23 protein-coding genes are annotated in these 24526 nt (G+C 42.8%); 8 read left to right on the top strand and 15 right to left on the bottom strand.

Annotation, left to right across the window (positions count from 1 at the left end; translation table 11 throughout):
• The first annotated feature begins 36 nt into the window (after positions 1 to 36).
• Positions 37 to 702 carry a phosphoribosylanthranilate isomerase gene (locus P2G54_RS07485; protein ID WP_275869774.1) on the top strand — a complete coding sequence of 222 codons (666 nt, stop codon included), beginning with the start codon at positions 37 to 39 and terminating at the stop codon, positions 700 to 702.
• Between the two features lie 33 nt (positions 703 to 735).
• Here the strand turns inward: P2G54_RS07485 and P2G54_RS07480 are convergent, their stop codons facing one another.
• The 4 genes from P2G54_RS07480 to P2G54_RS07465 all read right to left on the bottom strand — a co-directional run bounded on the left by P2G54_RS07480 (position 736) and on the right by P2G54_RS07465 (position 5668).
• Positions 736 to 1686: an aldo/keto reductase gene (locus tag P2G54_RS07480; RefSeq protein ID WP_275869772.1), complete on the bottom strand. Its 951-nt coding sequence runs from the start codon at positions 1684 to 1686 to the stop codon at positions 736 to 738.
• Between the two features lie 171 nt (positions 1687 to 1857).
• Complete coding sequence (locus P2G54_RS07475; RefSeq protein WP_275869771.1) at positions 1858 to 3243, bottom strand: putative oxidoreductase C-terminal domain-containing protein; 1386 nt, start codon at positions 3241 to 3243, stop codon at positions 1858 to 1860.
• Between the two features lie 56 nt (positions 3244 to 3299).
• Complete coding sequence (locus P2G54_RS07470) at positions 3300 to 4670, bottom strand: Gfo/Idh/MocA family oxidoreductase (RefSeq protein ID WP_275869769.1); 1371 nt, start codon at positions 4668 to 4670, stop codon at positions 3300 to 3302.
• A gap of 29 nt (positions 4671 to 4699) precedes the next feature.
• Positions 4700 to 5668, bottom strand: a complete 969-nt coding sequence (locus P2G54_RS07465) for a PmoA family protein (protein ID WP_275869767.1) — start codon at positions 5666 to 5668, stop codon at positions 4700 to 4702.
• Positions 5669 to 5750: 82 nt separating this feature from the next.
• Here P2G54_RS07465 and P2G54_RS07460 point away from each other — a divergent pair, with 82 nt between their 5' ends.
• The gene (locus tag P2G54_RS07460; RefSeq protein WP_275869765.1) at positions 5751 to 6677 is read left to right on the top strand and encodes a ThuA domain-containing protein; all 927 of its coding nucleotides are present in this window, start codon (positions 5751 to 5753) and stop codon (positions 6675 to 6677) included.
• 70 nt (positions 6678 to 6747) lie between these two features.
• Here P2G54_RS07460 and P2G54_RS07455 read toward each other — a convergent pair whose 3' ends face one another.
• Both P2G54_RS07455 and P2G54_RS07450 read right to left on the bottom strand, forming a co-directional pair.
• On the bottom strand, positions 6748 to 7092 hold the full coding sequence (locus tag P2G54_RS07455; RefSeq protein ID WP_275869763.1) for a zinc ribbon domain-containing protein YjdM: 345 nt from the start codon (positions 7090 to 7092) through the stop codon (positions 6748 to 6750).
• A 98-nt stretch (positions 7093 to 7190) separates the two neighbouring features.
• Positions 7191 to 8438: an NAD(P)/FAD-dependent oxidoreductase gene (locus P2G54_RS07450; protein ID WP_275869761.1), complete on the bottom strand. Its 1248-nt coding sequence runs from the start codon at positions 8436 to 8438 to the stop codon at positions 7191 to 7193.
• 206 nt (positions 8439 to 8644) lie between these two features.
• Here P2G54_RS07450 and P2G54_RS07445 point away from each other — a divergent pair, with 206 nt between their 5' ends.
• Positions 8645 to 9862, top strand: a complete 1218-nt coding sequence (locus tag P2G54_RS07445) for a serine hydrolase (protein ID WP_275869760.1) — start codon at positions 8645 to 8647, stop codon at positions 9860 to 9862.
• A gap of 50 nt (positions 9863 to 9912) precedes the next feature.
• Here P2G54_RS07445 and P2G54_RS07440 read toward each other — a convergent pair whose 3' ends face one another.
• The 3 genes from P2G54_RS07440 to P2G54_RS07430 are packed head-to-tail and all read right to left on the bottom strand — an operon-like array spanning position 9913 to position 11860.
• Positions 9913 to 10461 carry a YceI family protein gene (locus tag P2G54_RS07440; RefSeq protein WP_275869758.1) on the bottom strand — a complete coding sequence of 183 codons (549 nt, stop codon included), beginning with the start codon at positions 10459 to 10461 and terminating at the stop codon, positions 9913 to 9915.
• Positions 10458 to 11420: a DUF5777 family beta-barrel protein gene (locus tag P2G54_RS07435; RefSeq protein WP_275869757.1), complete on the bottom strand. Its 963-nt coding sequence runs from the start codon at positions 11418 to 11420 to the stop codon at positions 10458 to 10460. Before P2G54_RS07435 ends, P2G54_RS07440 begins: the two co-directional genes overlap by 4 nt.
• Positions 11420 to 11860: a Rieske 2Fe-2S domain-containing protein gene (locus tag P2G54_RS07430; RefSeq protein ID WP_275869755.1), complete on the bottom strand. Its 441-nt coding sequence runs from the start codon at positions 11858 to 11860 to the stop codon at positions 11420 to 11422. The genes P2G54_RS07435 and P2G54_RS07430 overlap by 1 nt, the downstream gene beginning before the upstream one ends.
• Before the next feature lie 361 nt (positions 11861 to 12221).
• Here P2G54_RS07430 and P2G54_RS07425 point away from each other — a divergent pair, with 361 nt between their 5' ends.
• A complete protein-coding gene (locus tag P2G54_RS07425; RefSeq protein WP_275869753.1) occupies positions 12222 to 12548 on the top strand; it encodes an antibiotic biosynthesis monooxygenase in 327 nt (108 codons plus the stop codon).
• On the opposite strand, the gene P2G54_RS07420 is transcribed toward P2G54_RS07425, so the two are convergent.
• Positions 12545 to 13114 (bottom strand): hypothetical protein, encoded by a 570-nt coding sequence (locus P2G54_RS07420; RefSeq protein WP_275869752.1) that lies wholly within the window; start codon positions 13112 to 13114, stop codon positions 12545 to 12547. The genes P2G54_RS07425 and P2G54_RS07420 overlap by 4 nt on opposite strands.
• A gap of 146 nt (positions 13115 to 13260) precedes the next feature.
• Here P2G54_RS07420 and P2G54_RS07415 point away from each other — a divergent pair, with 146 nt between their 5' ends.
• On the top strand, positions 13261 to 13851 hold the full coding sequence (locus P2G54_RS07415) for a hypothetical protein (RefSeq protein WP_275869750.1): 591 nt from the start codon (positions 13261 to 13263) through the stop codon (positions 13849 to 13851).
• A 5-nt stretch (positions 13852 to 13856) separates the two neighbouring features.
• Positions 13857 to 14924 (top strand): alpha/beta fold hydrolase, encoded by a 1068-nt coding sequence (locus tag P2G54_RS07410; RefSeq protein WP_275869748.1) that lies wholly within the window; start codon positions 13857 to 13859, stop codon positions 14922 to 14924.
• Between the two features lie 27 nt (positions 14925 to 14951).
• Here P2G54_RS07410 and P2G54_RS07405 read toward each other — a convergent pair whose 3' ends face one another.
• The 5 genes from P2G54_RS07405 to P2G54_RS07385 form a co-directional block, all read right to left on the bottom strand.
• Positions 14952 to 16853, bottom strand: coding sequence for a sialate O-acetylesterase (locus tag P2G54_RS07405; protein WP_275869746.1), 1902 nt, complete (start codon positions 16851 to 16853; stop codon positions 14952 to 14954).
• Between the two features lie 35 nt (positions 16854 to 16888).
• Positions 16889 to 18202 (bottom strand): xylose isomerase, encoded by a 1314-nt coding sequence (xylA, locus tag P2G54_RS07400; protein ID WP_275869744.1) that lies wholly within the window; start codon positions 18200 to 18202, stop codon positions 16889 to 16891.
• Between the two features lie 41 nt (positions 18203 to 18243).
• On the bottom strand, positions 18244 to 19746 hold the full coding sequence (locus tag P2G54_RS07395; RefSeq protein WP_275869742.1) for an FGGY family carbohydrate kinase: 1503 nt from the start codon (positions 19744 to 19746) through the stop codon (positions 18244 to 18246).
• Between the two features lie 6 nt (positions 19747 to 19752).
• The gene (locus tag P2G54_RS07390; protein ID WP_275869741.1) at positions 19753 to 21396 is read right to left on the bottom strand and encodes a sodium/sugar symporter; all 1644 of its coding nucleotides are present in this window, start codon (positions 21394 to 21396) and stop codon (positions 19753 to 19755) included.
• Between the two features lie 122 nt (positions 21397 to 21518).
• Positions 21519 to 22331, bottom strand: coding sequence for an aminotransferase class IV (locus P2G54_RS07385; protein WP_275869739.1), 813 nt, complete (start codon positions 22329 to 22331; stop codon positions 21519 to 21521).
• Between the two features lie 164 nt (positions 22332 to 22495).
• Here P2G54_RS07385 and sdaAB point away from each other — a divergent pair, with 164 nt between their 5' ends.
• Positions 22496 to 23173: an L-serine ammonia-lyase, iron-sulfur-dependent subunit beta gene (gene sdaAB, locus P2G54_RS07380; protein WP_275869737.1), complete on the top strand. Its 678-nt coding sequence runs from the start codon at positions 22496 to 22498 to the stop codon at positions 23171 to 23173.
• Between the two features lie 7 nt (positions 23174 to 23180).
• The gene (locus P2G54_RS07375; RefSeq protein WP_275869735.1) at positions 23181 to 24524 is read left to right on the top strand and encodes a TolC family protein; all 1344 of its coding nucleotides are present in this window, start codon (positions 23181 to 23183) and stop codon (positions 24522 to 24524) included.
• The last annotated feature ends 2 nt before the right edge of the window (positions 24525 to 24526 follow it).

The following is a 24526-nucleotide window of genomic DNA, read 5'->3' as shown; positions in this document are numbered from 1 at the left end:
GGCTTATTTCAGGAAGAACACCCAAAAACTAGGAACATGACTCAGTTCCTTTTTACCTTAGCGCCTCAATTAAATCTAAAAATGGCTCTCAGTACCTTTGTAAAGATCGGTGGGATCACCAACCTCAGCGATGCAAGATATTGCTCGGGAATGTATGTGGATCTATTAGGCTTCTCTTTGGAAGAAGACTCCCCAAAGTTTGTTTCACCAACACAGTTCTCTGAAATCACAGGATGGATTGCAGGAACTGAACTGGTTGGAGAATTTGAAACTGATGACTTGCAAACCATTCAGGCAAAACTCGAAAAATACCCAAATATCACCTGGATCGAACACAGAAGGTTAGCCCCTCTATTGAGTCTGCAGGATCAGGGAAAGAAGCTCATTTACAAAGCAGATATCCAGGAAATCATTCACATAGAACCCGAACTTGCCGCAAAACTGAAGGCTAATGGAGTTTTATTGCATCTGACTTCCGACCATAAAAAACTTCAAGAAAACGAACTTGAAACAGTTAAGAAAATATCCAGTGAAATCGATGTGATCCTAGGAACGGGCCTGACTCAATACAACGTGAAGGAACTAATCCAAGACCTCAATTTGAAAGGAATAGCACTGGAAGGTGGAGAAGAAATCAAGCCGGGATTGAAAGACTTCGATGAACTTGCCGAAATATTGGAAGTCCTGGAAGTTGAAGATTAAATCAAAGCCCTGATGCTAAATCAGGGCTTTTTTTTATTCATCCCAAAAGTCACTTGACTTATATGGACTGTTGTGACTGGTATGCAGAGAACCGTCCAAAAACCGATGGCTGATGCCTATATCCCGAATTTCCATGAGGTCATGTGCATCCAGTTCAATCTGAGCAGCGGCAAAATTTTCGATAATTCTGGATTTATTGACAGATTTTGGAATGACTGCAATTTCTCTTGCTATTGACCATGCAATCAAAATCTGCCCCATACTCGCCTGATGCTTTTTTGCGATCTCGGCGACAACCGGATTTTCCAACAATCTAGGGTCATTTTTATGCCGTTCATTTCTTGAATCCGGAGTTCCCAATGGAGAATAGGCTGTCAGTAATATTCCGTGTTCCCGACAGAAAGCCACCAGCTTGTCCTGAGGAAGAAACGGGTGGAGTTCCACTTGGTTCATTTCCGGAATCTCCCCTCCTGCCTCAATCAATTCCAATAACTTGGCTCGGTTAAAATTTGAAACTCCTATATGACGGCATAAGCCTGCAGCCTTAACATCCTGCAAAGCTTCCCAGGTTTGAGTAAGCGGAACGTCCAGATAGGTATAAAAATCCTCCCTGTTTTGGGCAAAACCAACACCGTGCTTCAAAGCCACCGGCCAATGGATCAGGTACAAGTCCAAATAATCCAAACCAAGATCATTGAGTGTTTTCTCCAAAGCTGGTTTGACATCCTCATACCTATGGGAGTCATTCCAAAGTTTGGAGGTTATAAAGAGTTCCTCCCGCTTTACTATGCCTTCCAACATGGCATCTTTGATCCCTTGGCCTACTTCCTTTTCATTTTGATAAATAGCCGCACAATCGATATGCCTGTAACCGGCTTCCAATGCCCAAAAAACGGCATTTCGAACTTCACCTGGCTCACTTTTCCAAGTACCCAATCCCAAAATCGGAATGGGATCTCCATTTTTAAAAGTCAAATATTTCATTTTGTCACAGATCCAATAAACCCTCTTTTTTCTTTAAGTTAAGAACATTGAGCCGGAACTCTTTCATTTTTTGTATTTCTTTTGAATAAACTATCCCCTCCAGTTTATAAAAAAAAGGCTGTTAGAAGTTTGAGCTTCCGTCAGCCTTTTTCAAAATAAACTAATAAATTATTATTTCATGGCAAAAGCTCTTGCTTGGGTGGTGGTATAATATTTTGTAATCATATTTGGCACCTCCCATTCAGGCATTTTACCCTCCTGGAAAAACTCCAAATACCGTTCGGTAACTTGACCAAAATGAGCCTCATGCCCATTGTGGTATTTCTCTGGCACATTTATTCTATATTCACCGGAGGAGAGCTTTTCCAGATCAATTCCCGGATACTTACCCTGAAGTGTTTCCCGAACCGCTTTACTCAATTCGTCTTCACTTGACTCGATGAGTTTTACATACAAAACCGGTCTATAATTTTCTTCCTTACCCTGTCGGATTATCAGATTAGCTTTACTTCCCCTCATCATGCTGAAATGAGTATCACCAGTACCCTCAGGTGCCTGAAATCCCCAGATTACGCTTACTTTCGCATGCTTTCCTTGAAGGGTATAATTCATCTCTCCGTTGGAATAAACCTGAAGCACCTCATCATCGTCAATATCTTTCTGCAGAAAATCAGGGAATTCAGCTTTCCCTGTTACTTTTTCAAATTCCTCCAAGGTCATAGGGGTAGCCCATCTTCTTGCAGAAAGCATTTGCACGTCTGCGGTATCCAAAACTTGATTAGGAAAGGCTTCCCACTGGATCAAATCCACCAAATGGGTGGTCACATCTACAATTCCGTCTCCTTCCTTTTCCACATCAAAAAACCAATCAGGACGGACCAATGGCTTTCCTGAAACATATTTGAAGAAATAATGGACACTTTCCTTGGTGATTGCAGGGTTCTCGGGAGTTCCCACTTCAAGTTGACCAAAAACCTCCGGAATCATGGAGAGTTCACGCTGTAGCAAAGTTGTGATCTCAAAACGCTCAGTCATGATATCATACAAAAGCAGATTTTGATCCTCCGCTAGCTTAAACGCTTTTACCAACTTTTGAAACCCATCGGAATTGATTACCAATGGTTTGTCGGCATACACATTCAATCCATTTTGAATGGCTGAAAGAATGTAATCGATTTTGAGGTCATTTTTACCGGCAACCACCATCACATTTCCGGGTTTATCGGAAAGCATTTTCTGGAGATAATCATCCCCAACAAAGACCTCCAAACTCCATGCAGTAGGCGACTCCTCCCGGGTATTATAGCCTTCAATCCTGGAGAGATAATCCTTCAGTTCTGGACCCTCGGGAGCAAACACATAAATTGTCGAATCCACAATTTGATACATGGATTTATGGATCAAACCTGCATGAAAATGTCCGGGGTCCAGAGCCATAATCCTGACTTTTGAATCTGAATTTGACGTGAGGTTTTCCGTGTTTTTCATCGCTTCTTGGCCACATGAGAGAAGTAAAAGAGCTGAAACAACTCCAAGAAGAATTTTATTACGATACATAATTATTGATTTCATTAGGGATTAGGATCCAAAATTAACTCCTCTGCTCATTCCTCCTAAACCTTGACATAATCTGTCCCCCAAGGTCTTCTCTGAGGTCGACTCAAATACGAATTTGCCTCCACGTCATTAACAAAGACCTCCTGGGTAGGATTCCACTCTAGTTTTCTTCCCAATTTCATCGCTATGTGAGTCACAAGACAAACTGAACAGGCCCTATGCCCAATTTCAACCGGAGACAGCAACGTTCCTTTTCCTTGGATTGCATCCAGCCAATTCCCGTGGTGCTCGGTACTTCGGGTCAGGCGTATTTCGTTTTCGCCAATTTCGGACTGAAGGATTCTGGGATCGGAAGCGTCTAGTGCTTTGGCATTATTGCTCTGAGCCACTGGATCTGAGGATGATGCCACATAACTTCCTCTGGAAACCCAAATCCAACCTTCAGTCCCTTCATATCTAATCCCATTGGGATACCCTCCGGAAGTCAACATAGTAACTCCATTTTCATATTCAGCTTTGACCATAAAATCCCCATGGACATTCCAAAACCCTGACTTTGGAAAATCTGCAACGGCCTGGATATAACGTGGTCCGGTAAGCTCAGTATCCATTCCCCAAGCTGCAGAATCAAAGTGATGCTGTCCCCAACCGGTGATCATCCCTGCTCCGTAATTTTCATGGCGCAGCCATCCTGGTCTGCTGTAATCATTTTGAGGGTGAACTCCTATCTCAGAATAGGGAATTTCAGGCGTAGAGCCCAGCCACATTTCATAGTTCAGATTCTCGGGGACAGGCATTGGAGTAGCCTCTGGACCAGAAGGATCACCGGGTAGGCCAATTTTCACCGTATGAAGCTTTCCTATCCTTCCGTTTCTCACCAATTCTGCGGCAACCCGGAATTGCTCACTGGATCGCTGTTGGGTCCCAAGCTGAAGCACCACCCCGGTTTTGTTGACTACTTCTACCAATTGTCTCCCTTCCTTGATTGTCAGAGAGGTCGGCTTCTGCACATAAATATGCTTCCCCGCCAATGCTGCTTCCATTGCTGGTTGAGAATGCCAATGGTCAGGCGTTGAAATAATCACAGCGTCTATATCCTTATCCAAAAGCATTTCCCGATAATCACCATATTGCTTCACATCCAAATAGGGACGCCCCATTTTTTGGGTGTAATGAGCTTCAATGAGCTTTTTACCATCTGCCATACGTTTGCTGTCTACATCTGAGACAGCCACAATCCTTGCAATATCATGTCGCCAGGTACCTGGCAAGTCATGTTCCCGGGCTATTCTACCGCATCCAATCTGGCCAATATTGATTTTGTTACTCGGGGCATTTTTACCAAAAACTGAGGAGGGGACAATGGTAGGAATTCCAAAAGCAGCTCCTGCCAAAGCAGTTTTTTTCATAAAGTCTCTTCTTTCCATGATATAAGAACTGGTTTATTCTGGGTCTATTATTTTACAAATGCTCTCCAATAGGCTTCCGCCTCTCCTGCACTGAGTTCTCCGTCAAAAACAATCATTCGATATTTGAGGCTGTACCTTTTATTGGGAAGGATCTCCCATGATTCATGACGGATTGGGCAAAACTCGATGAATACATTCTCCTTGCCGCCATTTGAATCTTCAGGCCAAACCCTAAGAGGTTCTGGATGTGATTTATTGGTATTGTGGCTCATTAAAAGAATCCCGCTTTGCCCTGATTTATCCGCTGTCTTTCCTTTCACAATAATCCATTTGGCATTGGTTCCGTCTGCCTCTACCCGGTTTTTTCCTTCAGAAGTCAAAACCGAACTATTGCTTGGATCCCACATTTCTGTAGCCCTAAATCCAATTCCTCCTCCATAGCGATAATCATCCAATAAAATCCCTTTTTCCAAACTGGTAAATATTGTTGTGGTATAATCCACCATATATCGTCCTTTGTCAGCTGGCTTTACTTTGATCCTCAGGTCTTCAGATATTGCCAGGCGTTCTGCTTCCGGAGCTTTTAGATCCAGGTGATTTTGTCTGACATTGAGTTCAGCAGCCCCACCAGCTTGTTTTTTGGAGATGATGTGGGAGAAGTCCACTCTTCCTTTACCATCTCCCAAATTCCAAAAATCCACCTCTCTTCCATTTATGGTAGCTCTTGTCCACGGTCCCCAGATTCCATAGTGATGATAGTGGTCCGGCGGCTGAATCCTGGTCAAAACCTGACCGCTTGGAGAAGTAAGAGGATGAATAAATCCCGATTTTTTGAATGCAGCTTTAATTCCTTCCGGCACATCTGCTGTTGCAGTTTGATAGGTCAAAACTCGCTGATTTCCAATTACAAAATCCACCCCATTAGAAGTTTCTTTTAAGGAAACATTTTGGGAAAAAGCAGGGAAATTCAAAATAATGGCAAATACCAGGAGAAATAATTTTCTTTTGAAACTCATGGAAAATTCAGGTTATTGGACTTGTACTTTTGAAATTATCAAAATCCATCAGAAACCCTTTAACCGCTCAACCCAATAACCTATGAAACAGAAGTTTTTCTACGGAATCGTTTTCTTAATTTCCCTGCAGTTTGCACAGGCTCAAAGCTTGCCTGAAGTAGAATTGAATCAGGAGTGGAAAGACAAAATCAGATCACTGGCACCCAAAAAGCCAACTTTTCCAACTTCAAGCAAAAAGAAAAATATACTGGTCTTTTCCCTATTTACAGGATTTGAGCATTGGGTGATTCCCCATACAGAGGAAATGGTCAAAATTTTGGGAGATAAAAGCGGAGCCTTTCAGGTTTCGGCAAGTACCGACATTCGGGAATTTGAAGCAAAAAATCTCAAGAAATACGATGCTATTGTTCTGAACAACACCTGTTCAAAGCCAGATCACCGGAATCTTTTCTGGGATAAATTAAGAGCTGAATCCGATGCTGATTCAGTCTCCTTGATGAAAAAGGCACAGGAATTTGAAGCCAATCTATTGAACTATGTGAAAAAAGGAGGAGGATTATTGTTGCTTCATGGGGCAGTTACTACACAAAACAATTCCTGGGATTTCAGCAGATTGGTTGGGGCTAGTTTTGACTATCACCCACCTCAGCAGGCCATTCAAGTCCGGTTGGCAGATCCTGAGCATCCTTTGGTTCAGGCTTTCCCAGCAGAAGGATTCAACCATGTGGATGAGCCCTATTTCTACAAAAACGCTTATGGAGAATTGAACTTCCATCCCTTGCTTTATTTCAATAATTCAGAAATCAGCCAACAAAGAAAAAACCAAAACCTGACAGAAGGTAAAACCTACGTAGCTTGGATTCGAGCCGAGGGCAAAGGTAGAGTCATGTACTCCTCCCCTTCCCATAATGCACAAAGTTTTGAAAACCCTGATTTACTCAGGTTTTTCCTTGATGGAATGCAGTATGTTGTCGGAGATGTAGCTTGTGATGAAAGTCCAATAAAATAAGGGAGCCAGCTAACCACCCATAAAAAAGCGGTCTGTGAATCACAAACCGCTTTTTTTATCCCGAATAGGATTAGGCTTTTCGGACAAACTCAGACTTTAGGGCCATGGACCCGAATCCATCAATCTTACAATCAATGTTATGATCCCCTTCTACCAATCGGATACTTTTTACTTTGGTACCCGCTTTGATTGGTTTTGGAGCTCCTTTTACTGGCAGGTCTTTGATGATTACTACGGCATCACCATCCTGTAGGATAGCACCATTTGAATCTTTTACAATCAGACCTTCTTCGGCAGTCTCTTCATTTTCAGATTCTGCAACCCATTCAAACCCACATTCAGGACAAACTAATTTTTCGTCCATTTCATAGGTATAGGGAGAGTTGCAGGCTGGGCAAGGTGGTAATTTTTCCATGCGCAAAAATAGCCCTTTTCCTCTATTTTTCAGGGGAAATCGGGTTTAAAATTAGTATTACTAACTAATGGCCTGCCGCCCAAATGAATCTATTCCAATCAATAGGTAGGCATAAAGGAATGTACTACAGCTTCAGCCGCAATTCTTCCCGAAGTCATAGCAGCATTGATGGAACCATTGAGCAAATAATCTCCAGCCAAGAAAACCTGATCGGTAATCCTGCACTCTGTCATGGGAATACTATATCTGAGATCTTCCGAATTTGGTAAAGCAAAAGGAATATGATAGGTTTTAACCGGTTTGAAAAACCCTGCTTTAATTCCTGAAATCTCTTCCAGTTCCTCCTGGACTTTAGCAATCAGCTCCTTTTCAGCAAGATCAGAGTCCAGAACCGTGACAGACAGTAAGGACTTGCCACTAGAGGAATATGCTCTAGAGACATCATCCATAAACACCAAATTGTTCACCAAATGGTCTCCAGTCACTAAGCCGAGCATAGGTCTAGCCATGAAGGATTTTTGAAGGGAAAAATATAGATTGGTCACTGATTTTGGAGGAGCAAATTGTCCCTGCAGCTGTTTCATAACCCGGTCTGGCTGCACTCCTATGATTATTCTGTCAGCCTCGACAGTTTCCCCGCTTTCCATATAGATTACATTTCCCCTTACCTCTTTGACCGGGGAATTAAAATAAATTTGGGTTTTGCTCAATTGTCTGCGAATCATTTCCGGGATCTGCCCCATTCCCTTTTCTGGAATGGCGGCTTGACCAATTGCAAACATTTTGAAAACATATTCAAACATCCTACTGGAGGTGTTTAGATGTTTTTCAAGAAAAACGCCCCTAAAGAAGGGCTTAAAAAAGTTTGAAATAATTAAGTCTGAAAAACCATATTCTTTCAAATATTGGAGTGTTGGTTTTGAAGGCTCATTGAAAATATCCTCCAAAGATTTTTTCTTCAATTCCTGGGTTAGAGAAAACATTTTCACCTTGTCCAAAAAAGTACCCACCTTGGAGAAGGCCATTCCCACAATTTTAAGTGGATTTCTCATCGGGTCGGTAATAATGTAAGACTCTTTTCCGTCAAAAATCACAGCTCCCGGATCAAAGGTCCGTAAATTAAGGGCCTGTAGGTCCAAGTATTTATGTGCTTCGGGATAGGCCGTATTTAAAACCTGAAATCCATGATCCAACAAAAAACCATCCATTTCATCCGTTTTCATCCTTCCTCCAACTCTGTCTGTGGATTCTAAAATAATGGGTGAAAAACCGGCTTTTTCTAACTCTAAGGCTGAAATCAGACCAGCTATCCCTGCTCCTATAATATAAATTTTCTTTTCTTCCATAATGTGTACTTGCTGCTGGGTAAAAAAAGCCGTGCCACAATAATTCGAAGTATTGGCTTTTATTACCCTTGATAACTACGAATCTTCAAAAGAGTTTGCAATAATTTATCAAATCAAACAGGGAAATGAAGATTCTTTGGCTTAAATCCATTAGCGGTTGCCCTATTTTTTATTTAATTCTTAAACTCGCACAAAATCATTCCATCATGAAAAATTTCAATTTACTCTGGATTTTCACCCTACTTATTTCTAGCACGGTATCCGCACAAACTTACTTTCCTGCAAAAAACTCTTGGGAACAAAAAACTCCGGAGGAACTGGGAATGGACGCTTCTAAACTCCAGCAGGCTATTGACTTTGCGAAAACCCATGAAAGTGATCAAAACCCCAACTTGAAAATCGCCCACTACGAAAGTGCCTTTGGAAGAGAGCCTTTTGGATATCCTGTTGGCCCGATGAAAAGAAGGGGACCTGCTACTGGTTTGATCATTTATAAAGGCTATGTAGTCGGACAGTGGGGAGAGCCTGAGCGTGTGGATTTGACTTTCAGTGTAGCGAAAAGCTTTCTATCCACTACTGCTGGATTAGCGGTGGAAGAAGGTCTGATCAAAGACGAAATGGACTTGGTCTACCCTTATATGGCTCCTATTTATCCTTATGATCCGATCAAAGCCATGATGAACAAAGCAGATCATTTGGACCAGGAAGATGTTTTTGAATTGTTTGACACAGAGCACAACCGAAAAATCAGATGGTATGACTTGCTTCGTCAAACATCAGATTGGGAAGGAACCCTTTGGGGAAAACCCGATTGGGCCGACCGTCCGGCTGAAGGCGTAGCTCAAAAGAGAGCAAGAGCCCAGAACGAACCAGGATCGGTTTATGAATACAATGATACCCGGGTAAATGTCCTGGCTCTAGCCTTGCTGAATGTCTGGAGAAAACCCCTACCTATAGTATTGAAAGAAAAAATCATGGACCCTATCGGAGCGAGTGATACCTGGAGATGGACAGGGTATGAAAATTCCTTCGTGATATTGGATGGTCAAATCGTTCAATCTGTCAGCGGCGGCTCCCACTGGGGAGGTGGAATGATGCTCTCTGCATGGGATCAGGCCCGATTTGGATACTTGACTCTAAGAAATGGAAAATGGAATGGAAAACAGTTGATCCCGGAAAGTTGGATTGCGAAATCCCGAACTCCTACACCAGCCAATCCGGGCTATGGATTTATGAACTATTTCCTGAATGAGGATCTAAAACAAGTCCCCGCTGCCCCAAAAACTGCATTTTTACATATTGGAGCCGGCACAAACATGATCTATGTGGATCAGGAAAACGACTTAGTCATTGTAGCCAGATGGATTCCAAATGGTGACAAGGCCGAATTGGTGAAACTGATTTTGGAAAGCCTTCCGAAATAGAATAATTCAAAACCAAAAAAAAAGGAAGCTACATGGCTTCCTTTTTTGTTTCATCTCTCCGTCAAATTCATGGTACCCGAGACTTCTATTTCCTCTGCTATTTTGGTTAAAACCAAATTGGGGATTTCTACTTTATAGTCTTCCGGCCTGACCAAAAAACTGAATTTCAATTCATACCGGTCCTGAGATTTCTCAATGGTTCCTTTGACTTTTACAGGCTGGCTTACTCCATGGATGGTCAGATTCCCCTCTGCAAGCAAGGCATGAATTCCATTGACCTGAAGTGCTTCAATACCAGCAATTATCCCTTTAAATTGAGCGGTTGGGTATTTTTCGCTTTCCAGATAATTCTCATTGAAATGTTCCTGCATCAGTTTGTTGGGAAAAATGAAATCCACAATCCGCATCTGTACGGCAATTTCCCCTGACTCTGTATTTACCAGACAAGCAGTCTTTTTATTCGTCGCCTGTATAGTTTCGAGCGGTGTATCAGAATAGAAATGTACCTCTCCGCTACTTGTTCCCAATAGTTTCTGCCCAAAGATCAGTCCTGAAGACAGGAACAGATAGGTTAATAAAAGGGTCTTTTTGGCTCTCATTTGTCCTTGTATTTAGCGTCTTTTTCAAAGCTGAAGGTTCTTGAAATATTAAATCCATAATAAATATCTCCATCCATCCAATTCCCCGTAGTCTGACCTATTACATGTTTTTCAATCATGCCACGGGAATTGGTGAAGTGCAATTGAAACACATGTCCACCTGTCTCTATATCCACTCCGATTGCTATGGCGTCATGGTATGGATAGGGATTTCCTGTTTGGTTTTCATAAGCTTTCTGATCTGCAAAAGCCTTGTAATATTCTCCGGAAAGCGTAAACCTCTTGGTCAGTTTATACCTTCCCCCAATTCCAATTGCAGGCAGGGAGTTTGACATGGCCGGGGATTCAACTTTGTTGTAATAAACCAAAGTAGGCATCACCTGAACAGAGAGGTTTTCATTGACCTTTCGGGCAATCAAGACCTGTCCCCAGTATGAATAGCGCTCCGGATTGGAGAAGAATTTCATCTCAGCACCGGATTCCATCACATAACCCGTAGGCATGGTATTGATCCCCATACCTGCCAGCCCGGTAACAGTTACTGGCATTTTATTGGACTGTCTCAGCACTTTGTATTTGGTATAGAAATCATAGGTCTTCTCCACTGAACTTCTACCTGCACCCACCAACCATCGATCCGTAATCCCATATTCCAGCCCCAACCTGATCTTGGCTTCATCCAGACCAAAGAAATTGGCTATAAAACCACTATTAACAGCTCCAAATCGGTGGGAAATCCAAAAGTTTAAATGCTTTTTGGAAATAGTCTCAATCGTCTGTCCATTGATTAGACGGGTAGCCTTAAAGGTAGCCTGGGTATAACTGGGCTCCTTCGCCAAATCCTGATCAAGCAGAGCCATCAGGTCATCTTGAGCTCGCACACCTTCTGAGATCAAAAGTCCCATCAGGAGGAAAAAAACGGTCAAAGGGATTTTCCCAAAATCACGAAAGGTCTTCATCAGCCAAAAACGCGTAAAGTGGTACCATTCAACTCTGTCTGATAGGTTTTCAAACCCATTGAGCCCTTTGAATTCAAACCTGAACCATCTGTTGCAAACCTTGCCCCATGTTCAGGACAATAAAACTCTCCGGAGCGGTAATAAACTTTTACTTTCCCCTCATGGGAACAAACCTGGGTGACTGCCGCAAATTGGGTTTGGGAAATACGGGCAATGACTATCCTGTTTACCACTACATAGCCGCCCACTGTATTCAATGCAGAATAAGCTGAGGAAGTCAGGTCCAAAGTTAAATCCGCCGTACTTCCTCCTGCGGCAGGATCAACATTTTCATTGATACATCCGGTAAGGGTAGAACCGGCACAATAGACAGCTAATAAAGAGGCACCTTTGAGTCCCAGAGATTTCAGGAACTCCAATCGATTCATTTTTTCGCTCATAATTTAATAGGATGATAATTGGGTGAAAGGTATTGGTGTGATTATTAATTAAGGCTTAGCTGAATCTTGAATTCGCCTTAAATGAACATTTCATTGAACCGGAGATATTTCCTTTTAGTATTTGCTGAATCAAATTTTGTAACCCGAATTCTCATTTTTTTAGAAAAAATCATCATGTGATCTTCCGTCGAAAACTTTCATTCAACCGAAGGAATTTCAGACTGTGGAATTGATAAAAAAGGAAGCTTCAAGCTATTGGGAAAAGAAGATTAAACAGGCAGGGAAAAAGAGACGGTTACTGCTAGATTTAGGAGTTAACAGCCTCGAAATTTGACTAAATTCGAAAAAAACCAATGAAGCTATGATCGCTCAAACTCCTTCTCCTCCGTACTACGCAGTTATTTTTTCAAACCTAAGGACAGACCTTGAGGATGGATATGAGGAAATGGCAGACAAAATGGTGGAATTAGCACAAAACCAAGAGGGCTACTTAGGGCATGAAAGTGTCAGAAACGGCCTCGGAATTACCATTAGTTATTGGGCGAGCAAAGAGGCTATCAAAAACTGGAAAGCTCAAACAGACCATCAATTGGCCCAGAAATACGGGAGGGAAAAGTGGTACAGTGCCTACAAAACCCGGATTTGTTTGGTTGAGCGGGATTATGGATTCGAATCAGAATCTATCTAAAAGGCATAGCCAAAACCAATTCCCGCGAAAAGGGGCCAAAATCCATTGTTGTTGAAAATCGGATTGATATTCACCTTCCACATAAAGCCTCCGTCCACTGGTACTTTTCTATAGCCAAAATTCATGGTTCCCATCACACTTGGGGACCCGTCCACATCCAGAATGAAATTATAGGGTTCACTCACGTAGGAATTACAGATGTACTCCCCTGTATTTGGGTCATAATATCCCCCATAACAGTAATCATAATTTTCCTGATTAAACGTAAAAAAAGTAAAGCCAAAGCCCAACTCAAAATAATGGGGACCTTTGCCATAAAGCTTATTGGCCATCAAGGGAATAGAAAAAAAGGACTCTCCCCCTGAAACCGTATATCCACCGGCACCGACCCGCATCCCCCAGGAATCCATTCTTGTTTTATCAAACCTGAAATCATAATTGAAACTATAAGGAAGTCCCGGGCCTCCCAATTCAATGAAAACGGATTGAGTGGGCAAGGCTTCCTGAGCCTGCAATCCTAGTCCGAACCCGAAAAACAATAGCAATACAAAAGTTAATTTTTTCATATTCAAAATCATTTGATTTAGATACGCTTAGCACCCGAAAAATGATACAACAATTGCCCAGAATATTGAAGAAATGTTAAGTACTGAAAATTAATAAGGAATAGTTCGTCCAAAACTTTAATTTTAATGCAAAAATAAGTTTCGGCGTGAGCAACAAAAAAGCACATACCACTATGGCATTGGTTTTTGGCTACATGGGATTACTGATTTTTGGATCCTGTCTAAGCGAAACTAACCCTGATCCCTACAACCAATGTCCGGGTCCAAGGATGGCAGATGCCAAAGGGCTCAACGTTTTCCATGCTCCTTACACGGACAACCACTATTCAACTTTTGAAGATACAGTATTGTTGGAGGACTACATTTTTGTTTTGGAAATCACTCCTGAGGTTTTGAAGGAGTCTTTTTTGAAAAATTCCTTGCCGGGCCAGGCTTATGCACTCAGCTGCTTGGAGTCTTATAACTTCAGAAATATTTCAAACCTTTCAGTTACCTTAACAGCTCCTTTTGGGGATCTCCCAACAGGCACGGATATTTCCTATTTGTTCGAAAATTACAATAAGGAAATGCTTTCCAAAATCCGTGATTTCAATAACCTTGAACCTTACTTGGGACTTTATTTTAAATCAGTTCCAAAAGAAAATTTCAGTCAATTAAAGACCCGAACTTATCTTTTTTTGAAAAACGGAACCCAAATTTGGGTTGATTCCACTTCCCCCCATTTGAAAACTAACTGAATTCCATGTTAAGAAAAATATTTCTAGGTCTATTTGCCGCTGCAATTGTACTGGTGATCCTTTACATGCTTGGACCAAAAGTAAAACCCCAGCAGCTTAGCATCCATTTTCCAGAAGTACCCACCCGTATCAACGAACTCGAGGCATACATCGACCAGCGGGAAGATACCGTGATAGGCCTCAAACCAGGAAACGAAGCGTATATCCTTTGGGCAGATTCGCTCAACAAAAGAAAAACCCCTTACTCCATCATCTATATCCATGGATTTGGTGCAAGCCCCATGGAAGGAGATCCGGTACACCGGTTTTTGGCCTCTCATTTTGGAGCAAATCTATTTGTAACCCGACTTCCCGAACACGGGATCAAACGTGAAAATGGAATGGAATACCTCACTGCCCAAAAATTGGCAGATGCAGCAGGAGAAGCTTATCAAATCGGCAAAAGCCTTGGGGACTCAGTGATTGTAGTTGGTACCTCCATGGGCGGAGCATTGAGCTTGCTTCTGGCAAGCCAACAATCGGACATCCATTCGATTTTATTGTACTCTCCTGCTATCCGGGAAAATGGAGAAAGGTTGGAGGCATTTTTTAAACCATGGACCAAATACCTCATGGAAAAAACCGTCATGAAAAATGGTGTATTGCACCAGAAGAGAGAGGGAGAAAAAGCCGCTTTTTGGTCCGAAGATTACCACATCAATGGCTACGAAAGTCTTGCAGTGTTGCTTTACAGCATGATGAACAAGGAAACTTTCCAAAAGGTCACTCAACCCTTGTTTATGGGCTACTATTACAAAAGTGCCGACGAGCAGGATCGGGTTGTTTCAGTTCCAAAAATGCTGGAAATGTATTCTCAATTAGGAACTCTTGAATCCAGGAAAAGAGAAATGGCTTTTCCAAAAAGTGGGGACCATGTCATAGCAAGTTCAATTACCTCCAAAGATTGGGAAGGGGTACTTTTTGCAAGCATTGATTTTTTGGAAAATGTAGCTCATGTCCCACCCAGACCGGAATACCTGGAAATGGTTCAGGAAATGATAGATGCCAAAGATGTGATTGAAAAAATCAATTGATTTGAAAAAAACACCTTTTCGGACTGATTAAAAATCAGTCCGAAAAGGAATTGCAGGAAGGTTGAGGTCATTCACCAAATTCACCTCCGGATTATCTGCCCAAGCATAACGGATCTCAACAGGCACCACTCCCTTGGGTATTTGCACTCGTACCAAATCCGGTCCAGCAAGTTCCGCCTCTGCCACTTCAAACTGCCCCTCTGCATCTTGAACAATAAAGCCTTTTACCTGATTCCCATGACTTAATTTTAGCCCTTTCCCAACATCCGTAAAAGAGACAAACAAAGCATCTTCCTCCCATTTCACTTCTTTAAAAGCTGGGCCACCGGCGATGATTTTTTCTCCATATGCTACCTTTCGGGCCTGTAACCACAATCTTTCTCCCACATCTTTCTTGTTTCGAGGATGAATATCCTCAGCTTCTCCAATATCAATGATCACGGCCATCCCGGTATTGGGCAGGTTCAATGTCTCCCTTTGAGCTTCTCGAAGATAAGCCCAGTCACTTTCGGGTTGTAAGTCTTTCCTTTCCATGAAATTTGCCAGCTGCACAAACAAAAACGGAAAATCCCCAATTTCCCAAAGCTCTCTCCAGTTGCTAATCATGGTCGAAAAAAGGTCCTTATATTCTTCATGCCTTCCCGCATTACTTTCACCCTGATACCAAATCGCCCCTTTGATGGGATATTGGGCAAGTGGGTAAATCATGGCATTGTACATGAATCCGGATTTCCAATTTAGGTATTCCACTTTGGGTAGTCTGGGTTCAACAATGTTGTTTGAATATTTCCAGCTGCCCTCAAGGGAGATTTTATTTCCATTTTGAGTCAGATACATCTCCCCTTTTTCACCAACAACCGGCTGATTATTCCATGTATTGACGATTCGTATGCTCAACACATTTCTGCCCTTGTTTAGCAGATCACTGGCTATCTTCAAATCCGGTATGGAACCGCTCCAATCCTTATGATGAATTTGTTTACCGTTCAGATAGATAAAAGCCATTTGGGACATATTTGGCAGATGGAAACTGATTTCATCCGTAGAATTCAATACAAAAGTCTTTCTCAGCCAAGCTATATGAGCCAAAGGATTGGCATTTGGAAGTTGGATTGAAGTCCAATTGGCATCTGAATACTCTATACTACTCACTTTCAGGGCCAAAAGAGAGTCGGGCTTCTCTACAAGACTATCCCTCAGCATTTTCTTTTGTTCGTTTTCCAAAATAACTGCCTGCCATTTATCGGCATTCTCTACTACATCTTTGGCCTCTTTGGTGTAGGAAGCATCCATAGTAGCAAGAATTTCTGCATCAGTCCATCCTTCTGCTGGTGTACCTCCCCAATTGGACTCAATGACCCCAACAGGGACTTTCTTTTCTAGGTGATTTCTCTTGGCAAAAAACCAGGCTACCGCTGAGAAATCAGGAAGGTTTACTGAATCTGCCACTTTCCAGCTTCCTCCGACCACATCTTCCAAAGGGACTGCAGCGTACGAATTAGGAACTTTGAAAAAACGGATTTCCGGGAATCCCCCTTCCTCAAATTCTTTTTTGGCCCCTATTACCTGGGATTTTAACTTCCATTCCATATTGGACTGACCACCTGCAAGCCAAACATCCCCAAAAAACACATCCTTGATTTCCCTTTGGTTCACAGTCAATTTAAAAGGACCTCCGGCTTTGGCGGCAGGCATTTTCAGATGCCAGGTACTATCTGCATCTACCTCTCCGCTGGCAATTGCCCCGGCAACACTCACACGGACCATTCGCCCGGGGATTCCTTTTCCCCAAACCGAAAAAGGAATATCGCGTTGAATGACCATTCCATCAGAAAACAATTTTGGCAGTTCTACATCAGACTCAAACTTGTCGGTATCACAAGATCCAAGGAATAGTAGGGTGACGAGGAAATAGGATAGCTTTTTCATAGGGACAAAAAAAGAGACCTTTCGGTCTCTTTAAGTTAAATAAATCGATTCAATAAATTCTCGAAGTACTCCTGTTTTCCACTAATTTGTGCTGGTTCACCTACCTCCGCTGCATAATTGCGAAGATCTCCCAATGTCAGTTTTCCTTCTTCGAATTCCTTCCCCTTGCCGGAATCAAAGCTTGCATAGCGATTCTTTCTTCTTTCCAGGTAATCAGATTTTTCCAGTATATCATTGGCAATCAACATGCCTCTTGCAAAAGCATCCATACTTCCGATATGTGCCAAGAAGAGATCTTCCTGATCGGTGGAGTTTCTTCTCACTTTGGCGTCAAAGTTGACTCCCCCACCTTGAATTCCTCCAGAAGTTAGAATCACCAGCATCGCCTCAGTCAATTCTTGCAGGTTCAAAGCAAACTGATCTGTATCCCAGCCATTCTGGTAATCCCCTCGGTTGGCATCTATACTACCCAACATACCTGCATCCGCTGCTACCTGCAATTCATGCTGGAAAGTATGTCCTGCAAGGGTAGCGTGGTTTACTTCAATATTCAATTTGAAATCCTTGTCCAAACCAAAATGTCTCAAAAATCCAATCACCGTTGCTGAATCATAATCATACTGGTGCTTGGTTGGCTCCATTGGTTTTGGCTCAATGAAGAAAGTTCCTTTGAATCCATTCTTTCTTGCATAATCCCGTGCAATGGTCAGGAATTGCGCCAAGTGCTCCGTTTCACGCTTCATGTCCGTGTTGAGCAATGACATATATCCTTCACGTCCTCCCCAGAACACGTAGTTTTCACCTCCGAGTTTAATGGTGGCATCAATTGCGTTTTTAACCTGTGTTCCGGCCCAAGCCACTACGTTGAAATCCGGGTTAGTGGAAGCACCATTCATATAGCGCGGATTACTGAAAACGTTTGCAGTACCCCACAAAAGTTTGATTCCGGTTTCTTTTTGCTTCTGCAAAGCATAATCAGAAATGATTTCCATCCGCTTTTCATACTCAGCAAGAGAAGGTCCTTCATCGATCAAATCCACGTCATGGAAGCAATAATAAGGAGCTCCGATTTTGGTGATGAACTCAAATGCGGCATCCATTTTATCCTTTGCACGCTGGATGGGATCAGGATTCGCATCCCAAGGGTGATTGATGGTTCCAGGTCCGAATGGATCTCCACCGGTACCGCAGAAGGAATGCCAGTAGGCGATGGCAAACTTGAAGTGTTCCTTCATAGTTTTACCGGCTATGATGCGATTTTCATCATAATACCTAAAGGCCAATGGATTATCACTTTCCTTTCCTTCGAAAGGGATTTTGCCAATGTTGGAAAAATAAGTCTTTGACATAGTTTCGGTTTATTTTGAGGTTAATAGGTTGTTTACTGCAATTATAGGTTCATTTTGACAATACTTTCCAAATGATTTTTCCAATGGGAATAAACTTCTTCGTATGGCTCGTAGAAATTCTCATTGGGCTCTATGCTTTCAAGCAAGGTCAGCCCTTCAAAAGCTTCCTGCTCAGTTGAGAAAACACCGGCTCCAATACCAGCCCCTCTTGCTGCTCCCTGGGCTCCATCCGTATCATAAAGCTCAAGTACAACTTTATTCATATGGACAAATGTCTTTCTGAAAATCGGACTTAGGAACATATTCGCCTTTCCGGCCTTGACCGTCTGGAGGTCCAGGCCCATATCCTTCATGATTCTGAACCCAAAGGTCAAAGCTGAAACAATTCCCTCCTGAGCCGCGCGGATCACATGGCCTTTATCGTGCTTCAACAAGTCCAACCCCAACAAATGCGCTCCCACAGGTTTGTTTTGCATAATCCGCTCCGCCCCGTTTCCAAAAGGAATAAAGACAAGCCCTTCTGCACCTATTCCTGCATAGGAAGCCAGGTTGTTCATCTCATCGTAATCAATCTTGCTTGCTCCCATCACTCTTTTCAGCCAACTGTTGAGGATTCCTGTTCCGTTGACACAAAGCAGAACTCCATAAGAAGGTTTTTCCTTGGAATGATTGACATGGACAAAGGTATTTACTCTAGAAAGAGGATCGTGAAGCGGAGTATCACAAACTCCGTAGACCGTCCCGGAAGTTCCGGCAGTAGTAGCCAACTCCCCGGGTTTAAGCACCTGAAGGGAAAAAGCATTGTTAGGCTGATCTCCAGCCCGATAGGAAACCGGAACTCCAGCTTCAATCCCTGTCAACTTGGAAGCTTCCTCAGTGACTTTACCCTGAATGGAATAGGAAGAAACAAGCTCCGGAATCCAGGATTTCTGGATCTTATAGTTTTTCAACACCTCTTCACTCAAGCCGTTTTTCTGAAAATCCCAGAAAATGCCCTCTGAAAGTCCTGTTTCAGAAGTCAGGATTTCCCCGGTTAGCTTCATGGCAATAAAGTCTCCCGGCAACATCATCTTGTGGATTTTGGCGGCTACTTCAGGTTCATTTTCGATCACCCATCTGAGCTTGGAGGCCGTGAAATTTCCCGGTGAATTCAAAAGGTTATTGAGGCAATAATCTTCACCGAGTTCTTTGAAGGCTTTTTCACCTATCCCAACTGCCCTGCTATCACACCAAATGATGGAAGATCTCAGTACATTTTGGTCTTTGTCAACCAAAACCAAACCGTGCATTTGGTAAGCTATCCCGATTCCCTTCAACTCTCCACTCTTCACTTCAGCCTTATCCAATACATAGTTACTGGCCTGCCGCACATATTTCCACCACATCTCCGGGTCCTGCTCTGCCCAGCCTTTTTCAGGGGAAGCAATAGGCATTTCCACTTCAGGAAAAGCCTTTGAAACTACTGCCTTCCCTGAATCGGCATCTAAAAGGGAAGCCTTGACAGAGGAACTCCCTATGTCAAGGCCCAATAATAATTTTCTCATCGTCTATTACCAGAAAATAATGTATAGCGCTGCAATGATACCGGAAATAATGAAGGCGCCAATCTTGAATTGTGTACTGGTCCGGAACAATTCCTTGTTGATTTCTATACTGTTTGGATGATCTTTTCCTTTTCCTTCCACCAAACTGATGACGATCATCAATGCAGCGAGGATAAGAAATACATAGCCCATTCGGTCAATGAAGGGAAGAGAAGGAACTCCCAATTTCAACACCACTGACAAAGGAATACTCAATGCCGCACCAACAAGAGCTGCATTGGAAGTAGTTTTCTTCCAGAAGACACCAAAGAAGAAAATAGCAAAGACTCCAGGGCTGATAAATCCGGTATATTCCTGAATAAACTGGAATGCCTGGTCCAATTGTCCCAAAGCCGGCGCCACAATGGCTGCGATTACAAACGCCGCAAGAGCTGTGATTCTACCTACTTTCACCTGCTTAGATTCAGAGGCGTTCTGACCAAAATATTTCTTGTAAATATCCATCGTAAAGATGGTTGAGGTACTGTTTGCCATAGAAGCCAGCGAAGACACAATCGCCGCTGTCAAGGCTGCGAATGCAAGTCCTTTCAAACCAACCGGCAATAGCTGAAGTAAGGTTGGATAAGCTCGGTCAGATTTCACCAAACCTGTAAGCGGATCCTTCATGGACTCCATGAAACCAACATCGACTCCGTTTTTCACAATTACCCAAGCTGCAATTCCAGGGATTACCACGATCAATGGCATCAACAATTTCAGGAAACCGGCGAAAATCATCCCTTTTTGGGCTTCATCAAGACTCTTTGCCGCCAAGGCACGCTGGGTGATGTATTGATTGAAACCCCAATAACTCAAATTGGTAATCCACATACCCCCTACCAAAACACTGATACCGGGAAGGTCCAAATAAGCATCCTTTGTTCCTCCCTTTCCATCAGGGATCATCATTTCACCTTTGGAAAGAATCATGGAGAAATGTCCCGGAACTTCTTTTCTCAAAAGGCTCAAGCCATCCCAGACATCGCCGCCACCTACCATTTGAAGGGCTATATACGTGGTGGCCAAACCACCTGCAATTAGGAAAACCACCTGTACTACATCGGTCCAGGCCACCGCTTTCAATCCTCCGTAAATGGAATAAAGCATGGCAAACAAGGCCAAACCTACTATACCCGTAAACATCGGTACACCCAGGATGGTGTTCAAACTCAATGCCCCCAAATACAATACAGAAGTCAGATTGACAAATACATACAACAAAAGCCAGAATATCGCCATGGTCGTACGAACTCTCGTATCATAGCGGTCCAAAAGAAAGCCTGGCATAGTATAAATCCCCTTTTTGATATAGACGGGAAGAAAGAAAATTGCCACCACCAACAAGGTAGCTGCAGCCATCCATTCATAGGTGGAAATCGCCAGTCCAAGCGCAAAGCCCGATCCTGACATTCCTATAAACTGCTCAGCAGAAATATTGGAGGCAATTAAAGAAGCACCTACTGCCCACCAAGGCAAGGCTTTGGAAGCAAGGAAATAATCAGAGGAATTTTTGACGTGACCTTTTTTCTCCTGAGAAACAAAAAGGCCCATCCCGATAATCAGCAAACAGTATCCTATAAATACTGCAAGGTCTAAGGGTTCTAAGAGCATGTTTTATTAGGTTGGTTTATTGCGTAAATAGTTTTTCTTATGATACAAATCTGTGGAAGATAAGCCGATAAATATAAGGTTTTCAAAGAAACCTCAGAATGAAATTTATTACTAATCCCGAATTACAAAAAAAGCGAAGTCAAAACCGGATGTATCTCAGCAGAATATATTTTACTTCCCAATTGGACTATGGAACTGATTCCCGTGACGTTACTGACCCAAACACAGTCCGCTTTTTTCAGTTCCTGAGGAAGAAACTCCCCTTCCCTGCAGTTGACACCCGCTTCCCGGAGGGCATCCAAAATCACCCTTCTTCCTGTTCCACTGATACAGCCACAGGACAAGGAAGGTGTAAACACCTCATCCCCTATTTGCCAAAAGAGATTAGAGGCTGTGGCTTCGGACAAATATCCTCTTTGATCCAACAGAATTAATTCATCCAAATTTCTGGACTCCCTTTCCAAAGCGGCCATCACATAGGGCAAAGCATTCAGGGTCTTGCACTCACTCCATGGAGAAAAGGAAAGTCTTACCCTATCGGAGATTTCACAACGCTCCTTAATTTGAGGGGCCGGGCGAAAAGCCGAAACTTGGAGCATTTCCTCACAGTCATTGGATTCAGCCGTGTATTTTCCGGAACCAGCTCTGTACAAATTCCAGCGTACACGAAAAGTACCGGAAGGATAGCTCTCCAGAAGAAAATCCTCCAAAGATTCAAAGTCTACCCCTTCCCGATGAATCTGTAAAATATCAAGCCCCCTGAAAAGGCGATTTTTATGCTGCTCAGAAAAGCGGATTCTTCCCTGATCCAAAACCATCGTCTCAAAAATACCATCACCGAAATTCATCCCTCGATTCGGAACTTTCAGAATTTGGGTTTCTTCCCAAGCACCATTTCTTTCCGGTTTATAAAAGACTGTTTCAAAATCGCTCATAAAAGTGTTCACTATCGTTCAAATCGAAATATTGTCTGATTCAAAAGATGTTAATTTTTCAATCAAATGCTCAATAAATCTTTCAAAATCTACAATTATCCCCAATTTTGGGAACTGTTGAAAATACATTTTTACCTTAGCACTAAAATTGGTGAATCATCCTTATGCCTTCAAAAAGTAGTGTTTTTGATATGATCGGGCCAGTCATGATCGGCCCCTCTTCTTCCCATACGGCCGGAGTTGTACGAATTGCAAGAGCCGCTATTCGAGTTTTGGGTGGAATCCCGGACGAAGCAAGTATTACCTTTTACAATTCCTTCGCCCGAACTTATGAAGGTCATGGGAGCGACCGGGCAATTATTGGAGGATTATTGGATTTCAAAACCGATGATGCACGGATCAAGAATTCACTGAGTCTGGCTAAAGAAAAAGGGCTAAAGTTCGAGTTTAAATCCATAGGCAACTCTTCCGTCCATCATCCTAATACCATCAAATTGGTCCTCAAAAAAGGAGATCAAAAGATTGAGGTTTGGGGTGAGAGCTTGGGTGGCGGTATCATCAATATCGCAGAGATAGATGGTTTTGTTGCAAATTTCTCTGCTCAGGCACATACCTTGATTATCAAAGCTGAGGATATTTCAGGAGCAATTGCTTTTATTTCCAGTGTCATTGCCCAGGAAAAAGCCAATATTGCAACCATGTCCGTTTCCAGGAAAGGCAAAAATGACCTTGCCTGCCATGTAATTGAAATGGATTCGGGAATCAATCAGATTACAATAGATTACCTTAGATCCTTACCATGGGTCAAAGAATTAAAATACATACCAGATATAGACCGATAACAACCACATGAAAAAGCTTTTTTTCTGCTTGATCCTGTTTTCGGGGTTAATTTTCAAGGCCAATTCTCAGGGAAGTGTAGAACCCCTTGACTTGAGAACGGCTGTTGAAATTGCTCTTGAAAACAATTTGACTCTCAAGCGAAGTGAACTCAACCAGTTGACCAACGAGGCAACCCTTCTTCAAAATCAAGGATCCCGTCTTCCATCCCTCTCCACAGGAGCTAGTACGGGATACCGTTGGGGTAGATCCATCAACCCGGTTACCAACTTGTTTGAAACCCAGCGAATCGGAAACGTCAACGTTTCAGCCTCTTCAAATGCCACCCTGTTTGCAGGAATGAGAGTGAATAACTCCATCAATCAGGCACAGGCCAATCTGCAATCCGGATTGTACAATATCGAGGCTACCAAGAATTCAATCACCCTGAATATCATCAACCTCTTTATCAATGTGATATTCAACAGAGAGCAGGTCAAAATCGCCCAAAATCAGTTGGAAACCACTCGGGAGCAATTGGAAAGAACAAGCAAACTGGTGGATGCAGGTTCCCTCCCTCTTTCTGATAAATTGGACCTTCAGGCCCAAAACGCAACGAATGAACTGGAAGTGATCAATGCTAAAAACAGCTTGAGAATATCCAAACTCCAACTGGCTCAAGCCATGCAGGTTCCCTTTACTGAGGAATTTGATGTAGTGGAACCTGAATTGGAGGTCAATGAAGCCCTGATGGCCAGTGAAACCCCTTCGGCTATTTACAATACCGCCGTAGAGGTCATGCCCGAAATCAAAGCCGCAGAAAAGAATGTGGAAAGTGCTGAATATGGTGAAAAAGTAGCCAGAGGAGCTTTTCTCCCTTCCTTGGGTGTCGGAGCCAATCTGTTTTCCAACTACGTAGACCGAGCCGCTCCGGGAATGGAACCGGCAAGTTTTTCAAGCCAAATTGAAAACAACCTTTCCCAATCTGTCAACCTTCAGTTGAGTATCCCGATCTTTTCCCAGTTCAATAATAAAGCAAGCTTGCAAAGAGCCCGGGTTCAAAGACAAATCGCTGAAGTAGCTGAACTAGAGGCTAAAAACCAACTGAGACAGGATATAGAATCCGCATACAATTCAGCTCTGGCAGCAGAACAGTCCTATCAGGCCTCCCAAAAGCGAGTTCAGAGCCTGGAAGAATCCTTCCGAATTGCCCAGCAGAGATTTGATCTGGGAGCAATCAATTCCGTGGATTTTCAGGTAGCGCAAAACAACTTTTACAATGCCCAAGCAGACCTATTGAATGCCAAATACACCTATATATTCAGAGTAAAAGTCCTTGATTTTTACTTAGGCAACCCCATTAACCTTAACTAAAC

Source organism: Algoriphagus sp. CAU 1675, from assembly GCF_029222925.1.
Classification (GTDB): domain Bacteria; phylum Bacteroidota; class Bacteroidia; order Cytophagales; family Cyclobacteriaceae; genus Algoriphagus.
The sequence above is the reverse complement of the archived record's forward strand: the minus strand, read 5'-3'. Positions and strand labels throughout refer to the sequence as shown.